Raw genomic sequence first — 15671 nt, 5'->3', positions numbered from 1 at the left:
TCGCGCTTTGACAACCTACCGCGCCCCATTTACCTTTGCCACAAAGCTATCTATCTTTACGGCAAAGCAATCATGGGAGTCGAAGCACCATGCCCGAACCTTCCCGGCCTGCGGAAACCCCTCCCTCAGTACGTCAGTGGCTCGGCCTCCTCGCCGTGGCCCTGGGCGTCGCGCTGATCGTCGTGGACATCACCATCGTCAACGTGATCCTCGCGCCGATCATCGAGGACCTGTCCATCGGCTCGTCCGAGGCCCAGTGGATCCAGGAGTCGTACGCGATCACTTTCGCGGCCCTCCTCCTGGTCACCGGCCGCCTCAGCGACCTCTACGGAGCGCGCCGGATCTTCCTGCTGGGCCTCGTCGTGTTCGGCGCGACGAGCATGCTGGCCGCCCTCGCGCCCAGCGGCGGGCTGCTGATCCTCGCCCGGTTCGTCCAGGGCGTCGGCGGAGCGATGATCCTGCCCACCTCACTGGCCCTGCTGAACGCCACCTTCTCCGGCCGCGCCCGGGGCCAGGCGTTCGCGATCTGGGGCTCCACGATCGGAGCGGCGGCGGCCGTGGGACCGCTGCTGGGCGGCTGGCTCGCGGACATCTCCTGGCGCTGGGCCTTCGGCATCAACATCCCGCTCGTCGCCCTGATCGTGGCGGGGGGCCTGCTGTACCTGGACGTGTCGCCGCGCACCCGGGGCCGTATCGACGGCGTCGGAGCCGTCCTGTCGGCGGCCGGCCTGGGCCTGCTCGCGTACGCCCTGATCGAGGGCCGCACGCACGGCTGGCTGATGACGACGAAGCCGCTGGAGGCCGGCGGCTTCACCTGGAGCGGCGGCCCCTCCCCCGTTCTGGTCGCCTTCCTCGCCTCCGCCCTGGCCCTGGGGGCGTTCTGGCGGCGGCAGGCGGTGCTCGGCCGGTCGGGCGGCGAGCCGCTGATGGACGTCGGGCTCTTCTCCATCCGCTCGTTCCGCAACGGCAACTTCGTGACGCTGATGGTCGGGCTCGGCGAGTTCGGCATCATCGCGGTACTGCCGCTCTGGTTGCAATTCGCCCTCGGCTACAGCGCGTTCCAGGCGGGTTCGGCGCTGGTCGCCCTGGCGGCAGGCAGCTTCGCGGCCTCCGGAGCGAGCTTCCCCATGTCGGCGACGGTCTCCGCCCTCACCCAGGTCCGGATCGGCCTGGTGCTGGAGGCGGCGGGACTGGCGATGCTGGCGCTGATCGCCTCGACGGACAGCGCCTGGTGGCTGATCGCGATCGCGTTGTTCGTGTACGGGGTCGGGGTCGGCTTCGCCACGGCGCAGGTCACCAACATCGTGCTGGTCGACGTACCGCCGCGAAGCGCCGGTCAGGGCTCGGGCATCCAGAGCGCGGCGCGCGAACTCGGCTCGGCGCTGGGCATCGCGCTCCTGACGACCCTCTTCTTCAGCACCCTGGCCTCCGGCATGGCGGACCGCCTCACGCGGGACGGGGTGGCCGCCGGTGAGGCGGACCGGCTGGGCGACGTCGTCACGGAGAGCGCGGGCTCGGTGATCGGCGCGTTCGCGGAGGACCCGCGTACGGCGACGGCGGCGGAGGCGGCACGCGAGGCGATGGCGGTGGGGGTGCAGGTCTCCGGGTACGTCTGCGCGGGGCTGCTGCTGTTGGCGCTGGCGGCGACGCTGTTCATGTCGCCGAAGGCGCGTACGGACGCGCGGGCGGAGGAGAAGCGGGGCGGACGGCAGGGAGTGGTGGGCGGCCCGACCCGCTGAACAGTCAAGAGGTGGGCGGACCGACCCGCTGAACAGTCAAGGGGTGAGCGGCCCGACCCGCTGAACAACTCACTCGTACGTCCCCCTCCCCCGCCCCCATCATGAGCGCGTGGCCCTGAACGACACCCTGGCCCGCGTGGACGCGGACCTCGCCGCCGGACGCATACCGGTGGCGAGGCAGCGCCTGCGCGGCCTGGTCTCCTCCTACCCGCACGAGCCCGCACCCCGCCGCCGCCTGGCCGAGGTGTACCGATGGCGCAAGTCCAGCTACAGCGGTGGGGCCAACGGCGATTGCCTTGAAGTCGCGGACGGCCAGGCCACCGTCCCCGTACGCGACAGCAAGACCCCCACAGGCCCCGCGCTCGCCTTCTCCCCCCAGGGCTGGACCCAGTTCGTCAGCGCCGTCAAGGATGGCGAGCTCTCCGCCTGACGCACGACGACGACTCACCAGCGGCCCCGTCACGGTCATCGACCTGACGGGGCCGTTGTCATGACCCGTTGCCGAGCTACTCAAACTTGACTAGGGTCAGCGCCATGACTGAGAAGACCATTCCGCTGCTGCCTTGCCGGACGGAACTGATCCAGTCCGTGGTCGACTTCTACACAGCCCTGGGCTTCGAGACGACGCAACTACAGAAGAGCCCGTACGCATACGCGGTGGTCGAGCGGGGAGCCGTCGAGCTCCAGCTGTACGGCATGAAGGACTACGACCCGGGAACGTCGCATTCGACTTGCTACATCCTCACCGAGGATGTCGACGGCCTGCACGCGGCCTTCCGGTCCGGCCTCAAGGCAGCCTACGGGCGCATTCCGACGCGCGGGCTGCCGCGCATCGGTCCACTGAAGGACATGTCGTACGGGGTACGGCAGTTCCTGGCGACCGACCCGACCGGCAACACGATCCGGGTGGGCCAGGTGATCAGCGGAGGCGGCGAGGAGGAGCCGGCCACCGCACCGAAGGAGACCTTCGCCCGCGCCTTGCACATGGCGGACCTGTTCGCGGACTCCAAGCAGGACTATCCGGGGGCCGCCAAGATCATCGACCGTGTACTGAAGCTGGAGGACGAGCAGCCGACGCCGGTACAGAGGGTGCGGCTGCTTGTCCTGCGCGGGGACATCGCACAGCGGTTGGGAGATGAGGAGGGGGCTCGGGGTTGGCTGGAGGAGGCGGCATCAGTCCAACTCAGCGCCGAGGAGCGGGAGACGGCGCATGATGCCCTTGCCCGGCTCAGTGATCTTCGGGGGTGAACAGCGGGGGCGAGGCAGACCTTGGACCGTGCAGGCAGTCGCGCCCCTTACCTCACCGAAGGTCACCCCCGCATCACCAAAGCTTGGGCCGGCACCGGCTACCGCACCAAGGTCGTCGAGCACGGCGCCCGCCTGGGCATCGACGTCGAAGTCACCCGTCGCGACCCCGCCCAGAAGGGCTTCAAGGTGATTCCGGGCCACTCCAAACCGGCGCGGCTCTTGACATCCAATCCGGCTGCTTACCGCATCACTTATGGGCCTCGGCGCTCTCGTAAATGGCGGTCGCGTCCAGCGCGTACGGCACCACCACGACCTGTACGTCGTCCTCGTAAATGACCCGCCCCGGGTCTACGGAGCGAAGTGTCTGGCAGTCGATACCGTGCGCAGACAGAATCTCCAGATAACCGGGAACAGGAGCGAGGAGATGAGCGGCTGACGGCTTGAACCATGCTGCCGCGCCAGGGTTGATCTTGTCGTCGTAGACATGAGGGTCAACAGTCGAAGGGTCGGTGTACGCGCCGTTGTACCAGCTGTTGTTCGACGGCGGAACGACTCCTGTTCGTCCGAGAGTCTTCCCTCCCTCGCCAGATTGTTGACGAGCCCGAAAACGCCGGTGAAGTGCCCTCGGGTGTTCCGGTGCGGAGATTGAAACCGCACGTACTGGACGGCCTTGCTGTCGCTATCGATCATCCCCATCCCCGCATCCTCTCATCGCTCCCCTCACGCTCCGAGAGCCTCCTTCCGAACCAGAGCGACGCTGTCATCCAATACCACGGAGCACACGTTGGGAGTAAACGCGCAGAAGAGGATGAAAGACTCTTCAAGCTCACTCGCCCTCCCACGGAGGCATCGGTACGTCTCCGAAGTCACTCTCTCCGTGATCCTGGGTGAAGGTGGCATGCAGCGCGGCGGCAGTGGTGAGGTACAGGTCCTCTTCGTCGCGGCGGCGCAGCAGGAGACCGCGGCGGGCGTTGACCTGCATACGCGCGACAGTGTCCTTGGGCTTTTGAATGAGCTCCGAGAAGTTTGCTTCAGCGGGCATGGCGGTCATGACCTAGTAGCTATTTCAAAAGTTGACCGCTGCCCACGGTGTCTGCCCGGCCAACCTCCGAAGGCTCAGGTCATGGTGACGGTCGAGTACCTGTCCGGCGCGGAGCTGTCCCACGCCACGTGGACCTGGCAGTGGACCGGCTGGCCGGTGGCGACGAGTCCGCTCGCCGCGATGGCGCCCGACGGATCGGTCAGCGTACTGAACAGGCCCCCGGCGGGCCCGGCCCCGCCCTGGGTGAATCCCAGCGCGCCCGGCGCCACGGTGGTGGGATAGAAGGCCGCGTCACCGGTGATCGTGTACGTGCCCCGGGTGGTGTCCTTGCGCTTCTTCCCCGGGATGATGGAGGCGAGAGAGAAGGTGTCCTCCCCTCCGTCGGACACGTTGCCCTGCGCGTCGACGATCCACAGCTCCCAGTAGCGTCCGACGGAGGCGAACACGTTGGATCGCTTGGCTGTGACGTAGGCGTCGATGTTTGCGGCGGGCAGGGCCGTCCACGCCGAGCCGTCCCACTGCTCCACCGCGAAGACCCGGTTGATCTCCTGGATGATCAGTCCTTGCTGAGGCGGGTTGACGCTCAGCTGCCGCCTGCGTTCGAAGTAGCCGCACTCACCTTCCAGCTCGTCCGCCGGCAGGTTGGTGAGCGCGGCCTGCGACGCGACGGGGGCGGCGGTACCGGTGCCGGTGGCCGTGCTCCCCGTGGAGGGAGCACGTTGGATGGGCGATGGAGAGGAGTGGCCTGCGGTGTTCGCCCCGCCGAGCGGTACGGGGCCGGAGCCCGGGGAGAGGCGGTCCCGGACCGCCGCCGGGGCGGGCAGGGGGCGGGCCAGGGCAGCTGTGGCGTTCGCTTCGGCCGCGCGCTCGAAGTGATCCGAGGGGTCCGATACGCGCAGCCCGGAACCGGTATCGGTGCCGGTCACCGGGCCCTGGCGCTGCTGGATGACGTGGGTGAGTTCGTGGGCGAGGGTGTGCTTGTCCGTGCCGCCTTGGCCGAGCACGACGTGGTCGCCGGAGGTGTAGGCGCGGGCGCCGATCTCGGACGCGGAGCGGGCGGCGGAGGCGCCGTCGTGGATGCGTACGGACTCGAAGTCTTCGCCGAGGCGTAACTCCATCTCCGTACGCACCGGTTCGGCGAGCGGCCGCCCGGGCGAGCGCAGGACGTCGTGCACGCTGGAGCGCTGTACGGGCGTGTTGGTCTCGGACTCCGTTGCCGCTGCGGTGCCCGGGTGGTGGCTGCGGGAGGGGTCGTGGACGTGCCGCTGATCCTCGATCATCTGGGCGAGCGCGGCGTTGCCGATGGAGCGCTGGAGGAAATCGGCGGTTGCCGGGGGCAGGGGCGCATCGGGGCGAATCTCCTGATCGGCCAGGGCCGCGACGCGCACACTTCTGCCGGCGGGCGGCCTGGTGGGCGACGCCTCGCCGTGGTCCGGGTGATGCGCCCTACCGTGCACGAGCCACTCCTAGCCGTCAACGGCGCCCGCACCGGCTGCGGTTGCCCGTAGCAAGCTCTATCAGGCTCGCGCGCGGCAGAGAAGGGCGGCGGGTGCAGACCCAGCGCGCCACTGCGGGGTCAAGTCGCTTACAGGTCGAGCACCGCCCACACCCGTCGGCCGTCTTCTGCGGTGTCAGTGCCGCACGACACTGCACCAAGGCGGGTGAGGTCTGGGAGCACCGTGCCGTTCGCGGCCTCATGCGCCGGTTGATGCGAGAGCGCGACGATCAGGGCCTGCTGCCCTTGGTCCGCGAGGTGCACGGACACCCTGCGGCCGCCGTCCGCGACGGCAGTGCGCACCAGTAACTCCGTCAACTCGGCTGCGGCACGGCCCGCTTCCCGGAAGCCCCACTCGCGCAGCCGGAGAAGCACGTGGCCTGAGGCCTTCTTCGGAGTCCAAGGCGCGCTTGGGAGTTGCCAGTTCGCGGATCTTCGGTTCCGAACCAGCGTCCGGGCACGCGGGGTAGCGGTGAGGCTGGTCTCCGGACGCGGCGGGGAGACCGGGCGCTTCGGCGGGGGCGGGGTCTTCGGCGGATGGTCCGGGGCGTGATCCGGCACGGTGGCTCCCTGTCCCTGGGTCGGCGGCGCGGATGGCCATCGTGGTGGGTGTGTTGGGGCTCTTGGCGGCGATTGACTGTGGCTTCACCCGTACAGATTGGGCGGCCGTACGGCTTGACGCTGGCTAGCGGCGGGCCTGGGGTGGGTGGGCGGGGGCAGTGGGTGGTCAGCGGTGGGCTCCTGGCCCGGGGGGCGTGCCGCCTGTGTTGCTCCTTGCGGTGGCCGATGAGGGCGACTCACTCGGCATCGGGAGGCTCGTGTCTGTGCTGACAGTTGCGTTCTGTCAGCATGTAGGGATGAGGGCCACACCAGTGAGTCAAGGATTGGCAAAGCCTCCATAGACTTGCAGGTCAGGAAGAGTGGTCCCCGCGCAGGCGGGGGTGTTCCGGCGGATGGGCCGAGGGGGGGTGCCGTCACGCGGTGGTCCCCCGCGCGTGCGGCGGTGTTCCGCTAGTCGTGCCGGGCGCTCGCATGCGGGAGCACTCCGCGCTCATCCGAGGCTCGGGCTCGGGGACCGGGGCTTCGGGGCCGCTCGGTTCATCCTTGCGGGGGTACGTGGGTGGGGTTCTGGCCCGAAGCTCGGGGTTCGGGTGTCGGGATACGAGGTTCGGGGTTCGAGCGCCTTCTGTAACCGGTAGCTGGAGTAAGGGGGTTGGGAAAAGCCTTCCACCTGCCAACACCGCCGACAGCCCTTCCCTCAGCTCCCCTCCCTCCCCCACTCGCCGCGTCCTCGTGGAGTGCATCGACTGCGGCCGCCCCGGCCAACCAGAGGCCCCCGCGGCCGCAGGTCCCCTGGTTTAGGCAGCACCTAGCACCGCCCGTGCATCGAGGGGTGCCCCCCGGCACAGTGGCCGTTCACCCTCGAGGCAGCCCTGGACGCCGGCCGCGGCCACGGGTGAGAGGCGGTCGCTGCCGAAAATGTGCGGGGGTACGGACAACCCTGCCCCCGACTCACGAGTCACACAGGCGCCTGACTCTTCTTATGATCTGGCTCGGTTTGGAAGGGGCCTTTTTCTTGATGACTCGTACCCGACTGTCCGCGTTGGCCGCGACGGCCGCGCTCGCCACCACCGGTGGCCTGGTGACCGCCGCCGCCCCCGCCGCCGCGGCGGTCACCTGCGCCTCTCCCGTCTGGAAGGCGCAGTACTTCGGCAACTCCACCTTCAGCGGCACGCCGAAGCTCACCGCCTGTGACACCGCCATCAGCGAGAGCTACGGGAAGGGCGACCCGGCCGGCGTCACGCTGCCCAAGGACAACTTCTCCGTCCGTTGGTCCCTCACCCGTGACTTCGGCTCGGGCGGACCCTTCCGGCTCTCCGCCGCCACGCAGGACGGCATGCGCGTCTACGTCGACGGTGTGCGGAAGATCAACTTGTGGAAGAACGTCTCCGCCACCGTCCGCAAGACCGTCGACCTGACCATTCCGGCAGGCAAGCACACGATCCGCGTGGACTTCGTCGCCTGGACCGGCGTCGCCAACGCCGCCTTCACCTACACCCCGCGCACCGAGGCCGCCGTCGACACGGTCAAGCCGCTCGCCCCGACCGGGCTCACCGCCGCGTACGACCGGACGACAGCCAGGACCACCCTGCGCTGGGCCGCCAACAAGGAGATGGACCTCGCCGGGTACCGCGTGTACCGACGGCTGAGCACCACCAGTTGGGCCAAGGTCAGCGGGACGTCCGCAGTGACCACCCGGTCCTTCGTCGACGCCCCGCCCGTCACCGGCCAGACCTTTCTGTACGAGGTCCGCGCCGTCGACAAGGCGGGCCGCGAGTCCACCGGCAGCCCGGACGTGACGGCGACGACCGTCGACCGCACCGGGCCGGCCACCCCCACCGGACTGGTGGTCACCACCGGCGACGGGTGGCACGACACCTTGAACTGGCAGAAGGCCGCCGACGCGGCGAAGTACGAGGTGTACGCCTCGCCCACGCCCACCGGACCGTTCGAGCTGCGCGGTACGACGACCACGACGTCGTACCGGACGAATGGCGCCGTAAACAAGAACACGTACTACCGGGTCCGGGCCCTTGATGCGGTCGGCAACCCGGGTGTGTACGCGGTGGTCACCAGCGACGGCGTCGACCGGATGCCACCGAAGTCCCCGACCGACCTCAACGTCGTCGCCCGTCCCGGCTACACCGACCTGCACTGGCACCAGCCCGACAGTTTCACCGAGGACTACGGCAACGGCGGGTACTACCGCGTGTACCGCTCGCCCGGCAAGACGTTCGACCCGGCAGCGCGCACCCAGGTGACCTGCGCCGCGGAGGAGAGCGGCTACGCCAGCAACGGCGGCAACTGCTACGACGTGGACATGCCCACGAACACGTACGTGACGTACGCCGTCACGGCGGTGGACCCGTACGGCAACGAGTCGGCGTACTCCGCCCCGCTCGTCGTCCGCACCGGCGACACCGTGGCACCCGGCCCGGTCACCGGAGTGAAGGTCACCCCGCGCAACGACGGCACGCTGGTGAGCTGGGCCGCCTCGCCTGAGGACGACATCGACGAGTACGTGGTGTGGAAGGGCGCCCGGCAGGCCGACGGCACGGTCAAGTGGCTCGGTCCCGACACCTGCTCGGAGGGCACGAGCAACTGGCTCGCGATCCTCTGCGGCAACCTGCCTGACGGCCAGACGCACGTGTACGCGGTGGTGGCCAAGGACCACTGGGGCAACACGCTGCACCCGAGCGACCCGAAGGTCACCGTGGTCGAGGCCACCGAACGCGACGTCCGGCCGTCCGTGACCGTCACCCGGGACTGGAGCCTCGGCAGCCTGGGACACAACCGGACGGCCACGCGTCCATCCATCGACTGGCAGTGCACCGACACGGCCCGCTGCGCCACGGTCACGGGCTTCCGCGTGAGCCGGTGGAACCCGACGGCCAAGGCATACGAACCCCAGCACGACGGACTGCTCCCGGCGGGCGCCCGGACGTGGGAGGACGCCACGGCGACGAAGGGGGACACGTACTTCTACACGCTCGAGGCCGTGACGACCGACGGCACCGTGGTGGGGACGTACCCGTGGTACATCGTCTTCCAGGACCGCGTCTGAGGAACCTGGGGGCCTGTCCTCCGCGTCTGCCGGGCTCATCCGCAGCGGGGGGCAGGCCCTTCACCTGCTGAGTGGTCACCGGCGTGCCTACGGCATTGGGCGGCGGCGCCGGTCAGACGGACGGGGTCAGCTTCTTCGCCGTGCTGCAGTGGGCGGTCCTCGTGTGGCGCCACAGCTGGACGATCGTCAGGCCGAACAGGGCCGTGAACGCCAGGAGGATGACCGTCATGATTTCCATCTGGCGGCCGCCGCCCCCGTCACGGTCCAGTTGGAGGAAAAGTCCCAGCAGGGAGAGCACCATGCCGCCCAGGTACACCGAGCGGACGCGCCGCAGCTGGCGTACAGCGCGAGGGGCGAGGGCTACACGCTTGATGAAGGCCATGTGCGCCGGATACCCCGGGGGCGCCCAGCCAGTCACCGCCGATACCGCGGTTCGGTGGTGAGTGTGTCGGTGCGATGGCAGCCGTTCGGGGGTGCAGGCCGCCGCACCCCCGAACGGTGCAGGTGAGGGCCGGTGCCGTGGCCCTCAAGGTGTTGTTCGGAGCGGCGAGGGTGGTCGGATTGGTCCCGGGGAAGGGGAATTTCAGGTCGGCTTGCGCCATACCGAGATGTGTTTCGTGGAGTCCTGAGTGAACGGTGCGCCGTCCCAGTCCGCTACCCGGCGTTCCCGTTCGAGGCCGGCGATCCTCGCCATCAGGTCCAGCTCCGCCGGCCAGGCATACCGGTGGCGGGAGTTGCCCCGGCGGTAGCGGCCGTCGGCCTCGCGGGTGAAGTGGTTCGAGACCTGAATCTGGTCGACCAGGTTGAATGTGTCGAAGCCGAGATGCCGCTCGGATACATCGAACGGCACCGCCGTCTGGCCCGGCGGAAGCGACCGTAGCGGCGGCACCTCCAGCTCGATGACGAAGCGGCCACCGGGTTCCAGGTGGCGGGCCGCGTTGCGGAAGCATTCGACCTGCTCCTCCTGTGTGAGCAGGTTCGAGATGGTGTTGTAGACGAGGTAGACCAGGGTGAATCCGCCGGGGACGATCGTGGTCGCCATGTCCCCGATGGTCACCGGGAGTGTGCTCTCGTCCACCTTGCGGCGCAGCACCGCCGCCATGGGCTCGGACAGTTCGATGCCCACCACCGGTACGCCGCGTTCCCGGAGCGGGACGCCCACGCGGCCCGTCCCGATGGCGAACTCCAGGGCACGGCCGTCTCCGGCCAGCTCGGCGAGGAAGTCGAGGGTGGGGTTGAGGACGGCGGCCGAGGAGTTCTCGGTCTCTTCGGCGTCGTAGCGGTCGGCCGTGTCGCGGGTCCATCGTTCGCTGCTCGTCACGGGCGGACACTCTGCCGGGCGCCCCGGGCTCTGTCGACGTATTAAGCCTCTTCCGGCCATGGAGGTCAGCTGGTCAGTTGGTCAGCCAGAGCGCCAGGTTCAGCGCCGCCGCGTAGCCCACCCACAGCAGATACGGCACCAGCAGCCAAGCCGCGCGGCGGTCCACCCGGGCGCAGAGCAGCGCCGTGGCCACCACCGCCGCCAGCAGGAGGGAGATGTCCAGGAAGGCCAGCCCGTACTGCTCGGCCGCGAAGAACAGCGGCGTCCACAGCGCGTTCAGCGCCAGCTGTACGCCCCACGCCACCAGCGCCGGCCGGCGGCCCGGGCCGGGGCGGCGGGCGACCAGCCAGCCCGCCACCGCGATCATCCCGTACAGCACCGTCCACACCGGGCCGAAGAGCCACCCGGGCGGCGCCCAGGCCGGCCGGTCCAGGGCGGCATACGTGCTGCCCGCGTCACCTGTCGCGACCGCTCCGGCGGCCGCGACGCCGTAGCAGAGGACCAGCAGCAGGAGGAGCGTGAGCCAGCGCCTGGGGGTGGCGGGGGCCGTGGGGGTCGTGGAGGTCGTGGGGGTCTGTGGCATGGGCGTACTCCTGTTTCTGTGTTCCGTAATTCGGTGGTCCGGCTTCCTTTCCCGTTGTTACGGTGCTTCCGCCTTGTCGCGGTGCCGACCGCAGGTGACCTCTGGGCCGTGTGCCCTGGAAAGCAGTTGATGTATGCCCCGGTCAGTGACTCCGAGCCTCCCTCGTCGCGCCCACGACGCCGGGGTGACCGGGCCTGACCGCCTGCGCAGCCGTACGTTCACCGTCTGCTGACGCTCCACGGCCTACGGCCCTTCTCCCACGGCCTCCGAAGCTCCGGCCCTCCGCCGCGAGGGGTGCTCGGTACTTCCCTGCTGCTTTGTTCCTCACCTTCGGCAAGGAGTATCCGGGTGTCACACGACCACCCCCAGCACCGCTCAGCCATGTCCTCCCTCTCCACCTTCACCTGCGTCCGCTGCGGCCTGACCGTCGCCGCGTTGGCGCCCGACGGCAGCCGGCGCAACCACTGCCCCAGTTGCCTGCACTCCCAGCACCTCGTCGACCACGTCGAGGGCGGGCCCTCCGACTGCGAGGGCCGGATGACCCCGATCTCCATCGCGGTGCTCCGTACCGGTGACTGGATGGTCGTCCACCGCTGTGTCCGCTGCGACGAGCTGACCTCGAACCCCGTCTGCGGGGACGACAACCAGCTCATCCTGATGCGGATGGCCGTACGTCCACTGGCACAGCCGCCGTTCCCGCTCGAAGCGTTCGGTGACCTGTGACGCGGCGCAGAGCCCGGTCGGGCGGGGCGCGTCGTCCTCAGCGTCCTAAGGACGTGCTTCACGGGCCCGTCGGGGCGCGCGGTGACGCGTTCCGGTGCGTCGGCTGCCGGCTCGATGTCTCGCTGGTCGCGCCCGGCACCGCCCATCGCAACCACTGCCCGTCCTGCCTGGTCAGCCTGCACGTGGACCGGCGGGTGCCGGGTGACCGGGCGGCGGGGTGCGGCGGGCGGATGACGGCGCTGAGCCTGTCGGTACGGGCTGACGGGGAGTGGATGCTCATCCACCTCTGTCTGACCTGCGACGAACTCAGCGCCAACCGCATCGCGGGCGACGACAACGCTCTGGCGCTGATACGGCTGGCGCTGCGGCCGCTCGCGGACGCCGGTATCCCCGCGTCGCGGGTCATGCTCGCGCTGTGAGCCGTGGGGCCGCGCTGTGAGCCGGGCGGCAGTGCTGTGGGCCGTGGGGCCGTGCTGTGAGCCGTGGGGCCGTGCTGTGATCGGGGGCCGTCCGGTGTTCGCCGTGCGGTCCCCGGCCCCCAGCCTCCGGTCCGCTCACCGAAAAGCAAGAATGGGGCCCGGCCTTGCGGCCGGACCCCCCTCGCTTTCCCCCCGTCGGGCCTTCCCGTTCCCCCCGGACCCCTCCCCGGAAGTCCCGACGCCATGTGTGACCCGGGAGGGTACGCAAAGGTTGCAGCCCTTTACGATCTCTTTACCTTCGGCCTCGATCAGGGCTCTCAGCAGGCATGTTGCACGAAGCGCTTCGCGACCTCGGCCAGGACTTCGGACCCGTCCCGGGCCCACAGCGTCTCGTTGAAGATCTCCACCTCGATCGGGCCGTCGAAGCCCGCCGCCTCCACCTCCGCGCGGAGGGCGCGGAAGTCCACCGTGCCGTCGCCCAGTTGGCCCCGGCCCAGCAGAACACCCGCCGGGAGCGGGGTGATCCAGTCGGCCAGCTGGAAGGAGTGGATGCGGCCGCCCGCCCCGGCGCGAGCGATCTGCTCGGGCGCCCGGTCGTCCCACCAGACGTGGTACGTGTCGACGACCACCCCGACCCGCTCGGCCGGGAAGCGTTCCGCGAGGTCCAAGGCCTGGGCGAGGGTGGAGACCACGCAGCGGTCCGACGCGAACATCGGGTGCAGCGGTTCGATCGCCAGGCGTACGCCGCGCCCCGCCGCGTACGGCGCGAGTTCGGCCAGCGCGTCGCCCACCCGCTCCCGCGCCCCGTACAGGTCCCGGCTGCCGGGCGGTAGGCCGCCGGAGACCAGGACCAGGGTGTCCGTGGAGAGGGCCGCCGCCTCGTCGATCGCCCGGCGGTTGTCGTCCAGGGCGGCGGCCCGGTCCGCCGGGTCCAGGGCGGTGAGGAAGCCGCCCCGGCAGAGGCTGGTGACCGTCAGCCCGGCGTCCGCGAGAAGCCTTGCCGTGCGCTCTACGCCGTACGCCTGGACCGGCGCCCGCCACAGGCCGACCTTGCCGATTCCCGCCTTGACGCACCCCTCCGCCAGCTCGGGCAGCGACCACTGCTTGATGGTCTCCTGGTTGAGCGAGAGGCGAGCCAGGCGTTCGCCGTTCATCGTGCGCCTCCGTTGACCGCCAGCAGCGCCCGCATACGGTGTGCCGCCAGCTCCGGGTCAGGGAACAGGCCCAAGCCGTCCGCCAGTTCGTACGCCTTCGCCAGGTGCGGCAGCGAGCGCGCCGACTGCGATCCGCCCACCATCGTGAAGTGGTCCTGGTGGCCGGCCAGCCAGGCCAGGAAGACCACGCCCGTCTTGTAGAAGCGGGTGGGGGGCCGGAAGAGGTGGCGGGAGAGTTCGACCGTCGGGTCGAGGAAAGTCCGGAAGCCTGCCACGTCCCCCGTGTCCAGCACCCGTACCGCGTGTGCCGCCAGCGGGCCCAGCGGGTCGAAGATGCCCAACAGCGCGTGGCTGAAGCCCCGTTCGTCCCCCGCGATCAGCTCCGGGTAGTTGAAGTCGTCGCCCGTGTAGCAGCGCACCCCGCTGGGGAGGCGGCGGCGTACGTCGATCTCGCGGGCCGCGTCCAGGAGGGAGATCTTGATGCCGTCGACCTTGTCCGGGTGTTCGGCGATCACCTTCAGGAACGTGTCCGTGGCCTCGTCCAGGTCGGCGCTGCCCCAGTAGCCCTCCAGCGCCGGGTCGAACATCGGGCCCAGCCAGTGCAGGATCACCGGCTCCCTCGACTGGCGCAGGAGGTGGGCGTACGTGGCGAGGTAGTCCTCCGGGCCCCGTGCCGCCTTCGCCAGGGCGCGGGACGCCATCAGGATCGGTTGTACGCCGTTCGCCTCGGCCAGGGCCAGTTGCTCCTCGTACGCCGACCTGACCTCCGCCAACGTCGGCTCGGCCGATGGCCGTAGCTGGTCCGTGCCGACTCCGCAGGCGATCCGCCCGCCCACCGCCTTCGCCTCCGCCGCCGAGCGGCGGATCAGCTCGGCCGCTCCCGCCCAGTCCAGGCCCATCCCGCGCTGGGCCGTGTCCATCGCCTCCGCGACGCCCAGCCCGTGCGACCAGAGATGGCGGCGGAAGGCGAGCGTGGACTCCCAGTCGACGGCCGCCGGGTCGTCCGGGCTGATGTCCGCGTACGGGTCCGCGACCACGTGGGCCGCCGAGAAGACCGTACGGGAGGTCGGCGGGAGCCCGGTCGGGGGTGGCAGGTCCAGCGGGGTCGCGCGCGGGGTGTACGGGCCCTGGGGCAGAAGCACCGGAGTCCTCACAGCGTCAGCTCCGGGACCTCGAAGCGGCGGCCCTCCGCCGACGACTTCAGGCCCAGTTCGGCGAGTTGGACGCCCCGGGCGCCGGCCAGCAAGTCCCACGTGTACGGCTCGTCCAGCGCCACATGGCGCAGGAACAGCTCCCACTGCGCCTTGAAGCCGTTGGCGAACTCCTGGTTGTCCGGGATCTCCTGCCACTGGTCGCGGAACGGTTCCGTGACCGGCAGGTCCGGGTTCCAGACCGGCTTCGGGGTCGAAGAGCGGTGCTGTACGCGGCAGTTGCGCAGGCCCGCCACCGCTGAGCCGTGCGTACCGTCCACCTGGAACTCCACCAGCTCGTCCCGGTTGACCCGCACCGTCCAGGAGGAGTTGATCTGCGCGACCGCCCCGCCCGCCAGCTGGAAGATCCCGTACGCCGCGTCGTCGGCGGTCGCCTCGTACGGCTTGCCGTGCTCGTCCCAGCGCTGCGGAACGTGCGTCTGCACATGGGCCGTTACGGAGGTGACCTGGCCGAACAGCTCGTGGAGCACGTACTCCCAGTGCGGGAACATGTCCACGACGATGCCGCCGCCGTCCTCGGTCCGGTAGTTCCACGAGGGGCGTTGGGCCTCCTGCCAGTCGCCCTCGAAGACCCAGTAGCCGAACTCCCCCCGGATGGAGAGGATTTCGCCGAAGAAGCCGCCGTCGATCAGGCGCTTCAGCTTCAGCAGGCCCGGCAGGAAGATCTTGTCCTGGACCACGCCGTGCTTGATACCCGCGTCCCGGGCGAGGCGGGCCAGGTCGAGGGCGCCCTCGACGTCCGTGGCCGTGGGCTTCTCCGTATAGATGTGCTTGCCGGCGGCGATGGCCTTCTTGATCGCCTCCACCCGGGCCGAGGTGACCTGGGCGTCGAAGTAGATGTCGATCGTGTCGTCCGCGAGCACCGCGTCCAGGTCCGTCGACCACTCGGTCAGCCCGTGCCGGGCCGCCAGCTCCTCCAGGGCGTGGGTGCGGCGGCCGACGAGGACGGGCTCCGGCCAGAGCACCTCGCCGTCGCCCAGGTCCAGGCCGCCCTGCTCGCGGATCGCGAGGATCGAACGCACCAGATGCTGCCGGTATCCCATGCGACCCGTGACGCCGTTCATGGCGATGCGCACTGTCCTGCGTGTCACGAAATTCCCTCCATACAGCC

15 protein-coding genes and 2 pseudogenes are annotated in these 15671 nt (G+C 69.9%); 7 read left to right on the top strand and 10 right to left on the bottom strand.

Going from position 1 to position 15671, the window contains the following annotated elements:
• Positions 1 to 89 precede the first annotated feature (89 nt).
• The 4 genes and pseudogenes from R2B67_RS24475 to R2B67_RS24460 all read left to right on the top strand — a co-directional run.
• Positions 90 to 1739, top strand: coding sequence for an MFS transporter (locus tag R2B67_RS24475; RefSeq protein ID WP_317821068.1), 1650 nt, complete (start codon positions 90 to 92; stop codon positions 1737 to 1739).
• 109 nt (positions 1740 to 1848) lie between these two features.
• A complete protein-coding gene (locus R2B67_RS24470) occupies positions 1849 to 2169 on the top strand; it encodes a DUF6584 family protein (RefSeq protein ID WP_317821067.1) in 321 nt (106 codons plus the stop codon).
• 104 nt (positions 2170 to 2273) lie between these two features.
• The gene (locus R2B67_RS24465) at positions 2274 to 2987 is read left to right on the top strand and encodes a VOC family protein (protein WP_317821066.1); all 714 of its coding nucleotides are present in this window, start codon (positions 2274 to 2276) and stop codon (positions 2985 to 2987) included.
• A gap of 63 nt (positions 2988 to 3050) precedes the next feature.
• Positions 3051 to 3182: pseudogene (locus tag R2B67_RS24460) on the top strand (IS5 family transposase); the annotation flags it as partial.
• A 52-nt stretch (positions 3183 to 3234) separates the two neighbouring features.
• Here R2B67_RS24460 and R2B67_RS24455 read toward each other — a convergent pair.
• From R2B67_RS24455 to R2B67_RS24440, 4 genes and pseudogenes are all read right to left on the bottom strand, one after another.
• Positions 3235 to 3683, bottom strand: a pseudogene (locus R2B67_RS24455) (hypothetical protein).
• Between the two features lie 130 nt (positions 3684 to 3813).
• Entirely contained in the window at positions 3814 to 4038 is a 225-nt protein-coding gene (locus tag R2B67_RS24450) for a hypothetical protein (protein ID WP_317821064.1), read from the bottom strand.
• 65 nt (positions 4039 to 4103) lie between these two features.
• The gene (locus R2B67_RS24445; protein WP_381074214.1) at positions 4104 to 5486 is read right to left on the bottom strand and encodes an eCIS core domain-containing protein; all 1383 of its coding nucleotides are present in this window, start codon (positions 5484 to 5486) and stop codon (positions 4104 to 4106) included.
• Positions 5487 to 5614: 128 nt separating this feature from the next.
• The gene (locus R2B67_RS24440) at positions 5615 to 5899 is read right to left on the bottom strand and encodes a hypothetical protein (protein WP_317821063.1); all 285 of its coding nucleotides are present in this window, start codon (positions 5897 to 5899) and stop codon (positions 5615 to 5617) included.
• 1204 nt (positions 5900 to 7103) lie between these two features.
• On the opposite strand from R2B67_RS24440, the gene R2B67_RS24435 reads away from it, so the two are divergent.
• Positions 7104 to 9149 carry a PA14 domain-containing protein gene (locus R2B67_RS24435; protein ID WP_317821061.1) on the top strand — a complete coding sequence of 682 codons (2046 nt, stop codon included), beginning with the start codon at positions 7104 to 7106 and terminating at the stop codon, positions 9147 to 9149.
• Between the two features lie 112 nt (positions 9150 to 9261).
• Here the strand turns inward: R2B67_RS24435 and R2B67_RS24430 are convergent, their stop codons facing one another.
• From R2B67_RS24430 to R2B67_RS24420, 3 genes are all read right to left on the bottom strand, one after another.
• On the bottom strand, positions 9262 to 9531 hold the full coding sequence (locus tag R2B67_RS24430) for a hypothetical protein (protein ID WP_317821059.1): 270 nt from the start codon (positions 9529 to 9531) through the stop codon (positions 9262 to 9264).
• A gap of 201 nt (positions 9532 to 9732) precedes the next feature.
• Positions 9733 to 10470 (bottom strand): class I SAM-dependent DNA methyltransferase, encoded by a 738-nt coding sequence (locus R2B67_RS24425; RefSeq protein WP_317821058.1) that lies wholly within the window; start codon positions 10468 to 10470, stop codon positions 9733 to 9735.
• A gap of 73 nt (positions 10471 to 10543) precedes the next feature.
• On the bottom strand, positions 10544 to 11053 hold the full coding sequence (locus tag R2B67_RS24420) for a TspO/MBR family protein (protein ID WP_317821056.1): 510 nt from the start codon (positions 11051 to 11053) through the stop codon (positions 10544 to 10546).
• Positions 11054 to 11434: 381 nt separating this feature from the next.
• On the opposite strand from R2B67_RS24420, the gene R2B67_RS24415 reads away from it, so the two are divergent.
• Together R2B67_RS24415 and R2B67_RS24410 are read left to right on the top strand one after the other, a co-directional pair.
• Complete coding sequence (locus tag R2B67_RS24415; RefSeq protein ID WP_237329422.1) at positions 11435 to 11776, top strand: RNHCP domain-containing protein; 342 nt, start codon at positions 11435 to 11437, stop codon at positions 11774 to 11776.
• On the top strand, positions 11773 to 12195 hold the full coding sequence (locus tag R2B67_RS24410) for an RNHCP domain-containing protein (protein ID WP_317821054.1): 423 nt from the start codon (positions 11773 to 11775) through the stop codon (positions 12193 to 12195). The genes R2B67_RS24415 and R2B67_RS24410 overlap by 4 nt, the downstream gene beginning before the upstream one ends.
• A 317-nt stretch (positions 12196 to 12512) precedes the next feature.
• Here R2B67_RS24410 and R2B67_RS24405 read toward each other — a convergent pair whose 3' ends face one another.
• The 3 genes from R2B67_RS24405 to R2B67_RS24395 are packed head-to-tail and all read right to left on the bottom strand — an operon-like array spanning position 12513 to position 15651.
• The gene (locus tag R2B67_RS24405; protein WP_317821052.1) at positions 12513 to 13349 is read right to left on the bottom strand and encodes a sugar phosphate isomerase/epimerase family protein; all 837 of its coding nucleotides are present in this window, start codon (positions 13347 to 13349) and stop codon (positions 12513 to 12515) included.
• Entirely contained in the window at positions 13346 to 14491 is a 1146-nt protein-coding gene (locus tag R2B67_RS24400; protein WP_317821050.1) for a dihydrodipicolinate synthase family protein, read from the bottom strand. Before R2B67_RS24400 ends, R2B67_RS24405 begins: the two co-directional genes overlap by 4 nt.
• An 8-nt stretch (positions 14492 to 14499) precedes the next feature.
• Positions 14500 to 15651 (bottom strand): Gfo/Idh/MocA family protein, encoded by a 1152-nt coding sequence (locus tag R2B67_RS24395; RefSeq protein ID WP_109977774.1) that lies wholly within the window; start codon positions 15649 to 15651, stop codon positions 14500 to 14502.
• Positions 15652 to 15671 lie beyond the last annotated feature (20 nt).

The organism is Streptomyces cyaneofuscatus, from assembly GCF_033109485.1.
In the GTDB taxonomy this organism is placed as follows: Bacteria; Actinomycetota; Actinomycetes; order Streptomycetales; family Streptomycetaceae; genus Streptomyces; species Streptomyces cyaneofuscatus.
This window is presented reverse-complemented; position numbering and strand designations above follow the sequence as displayed.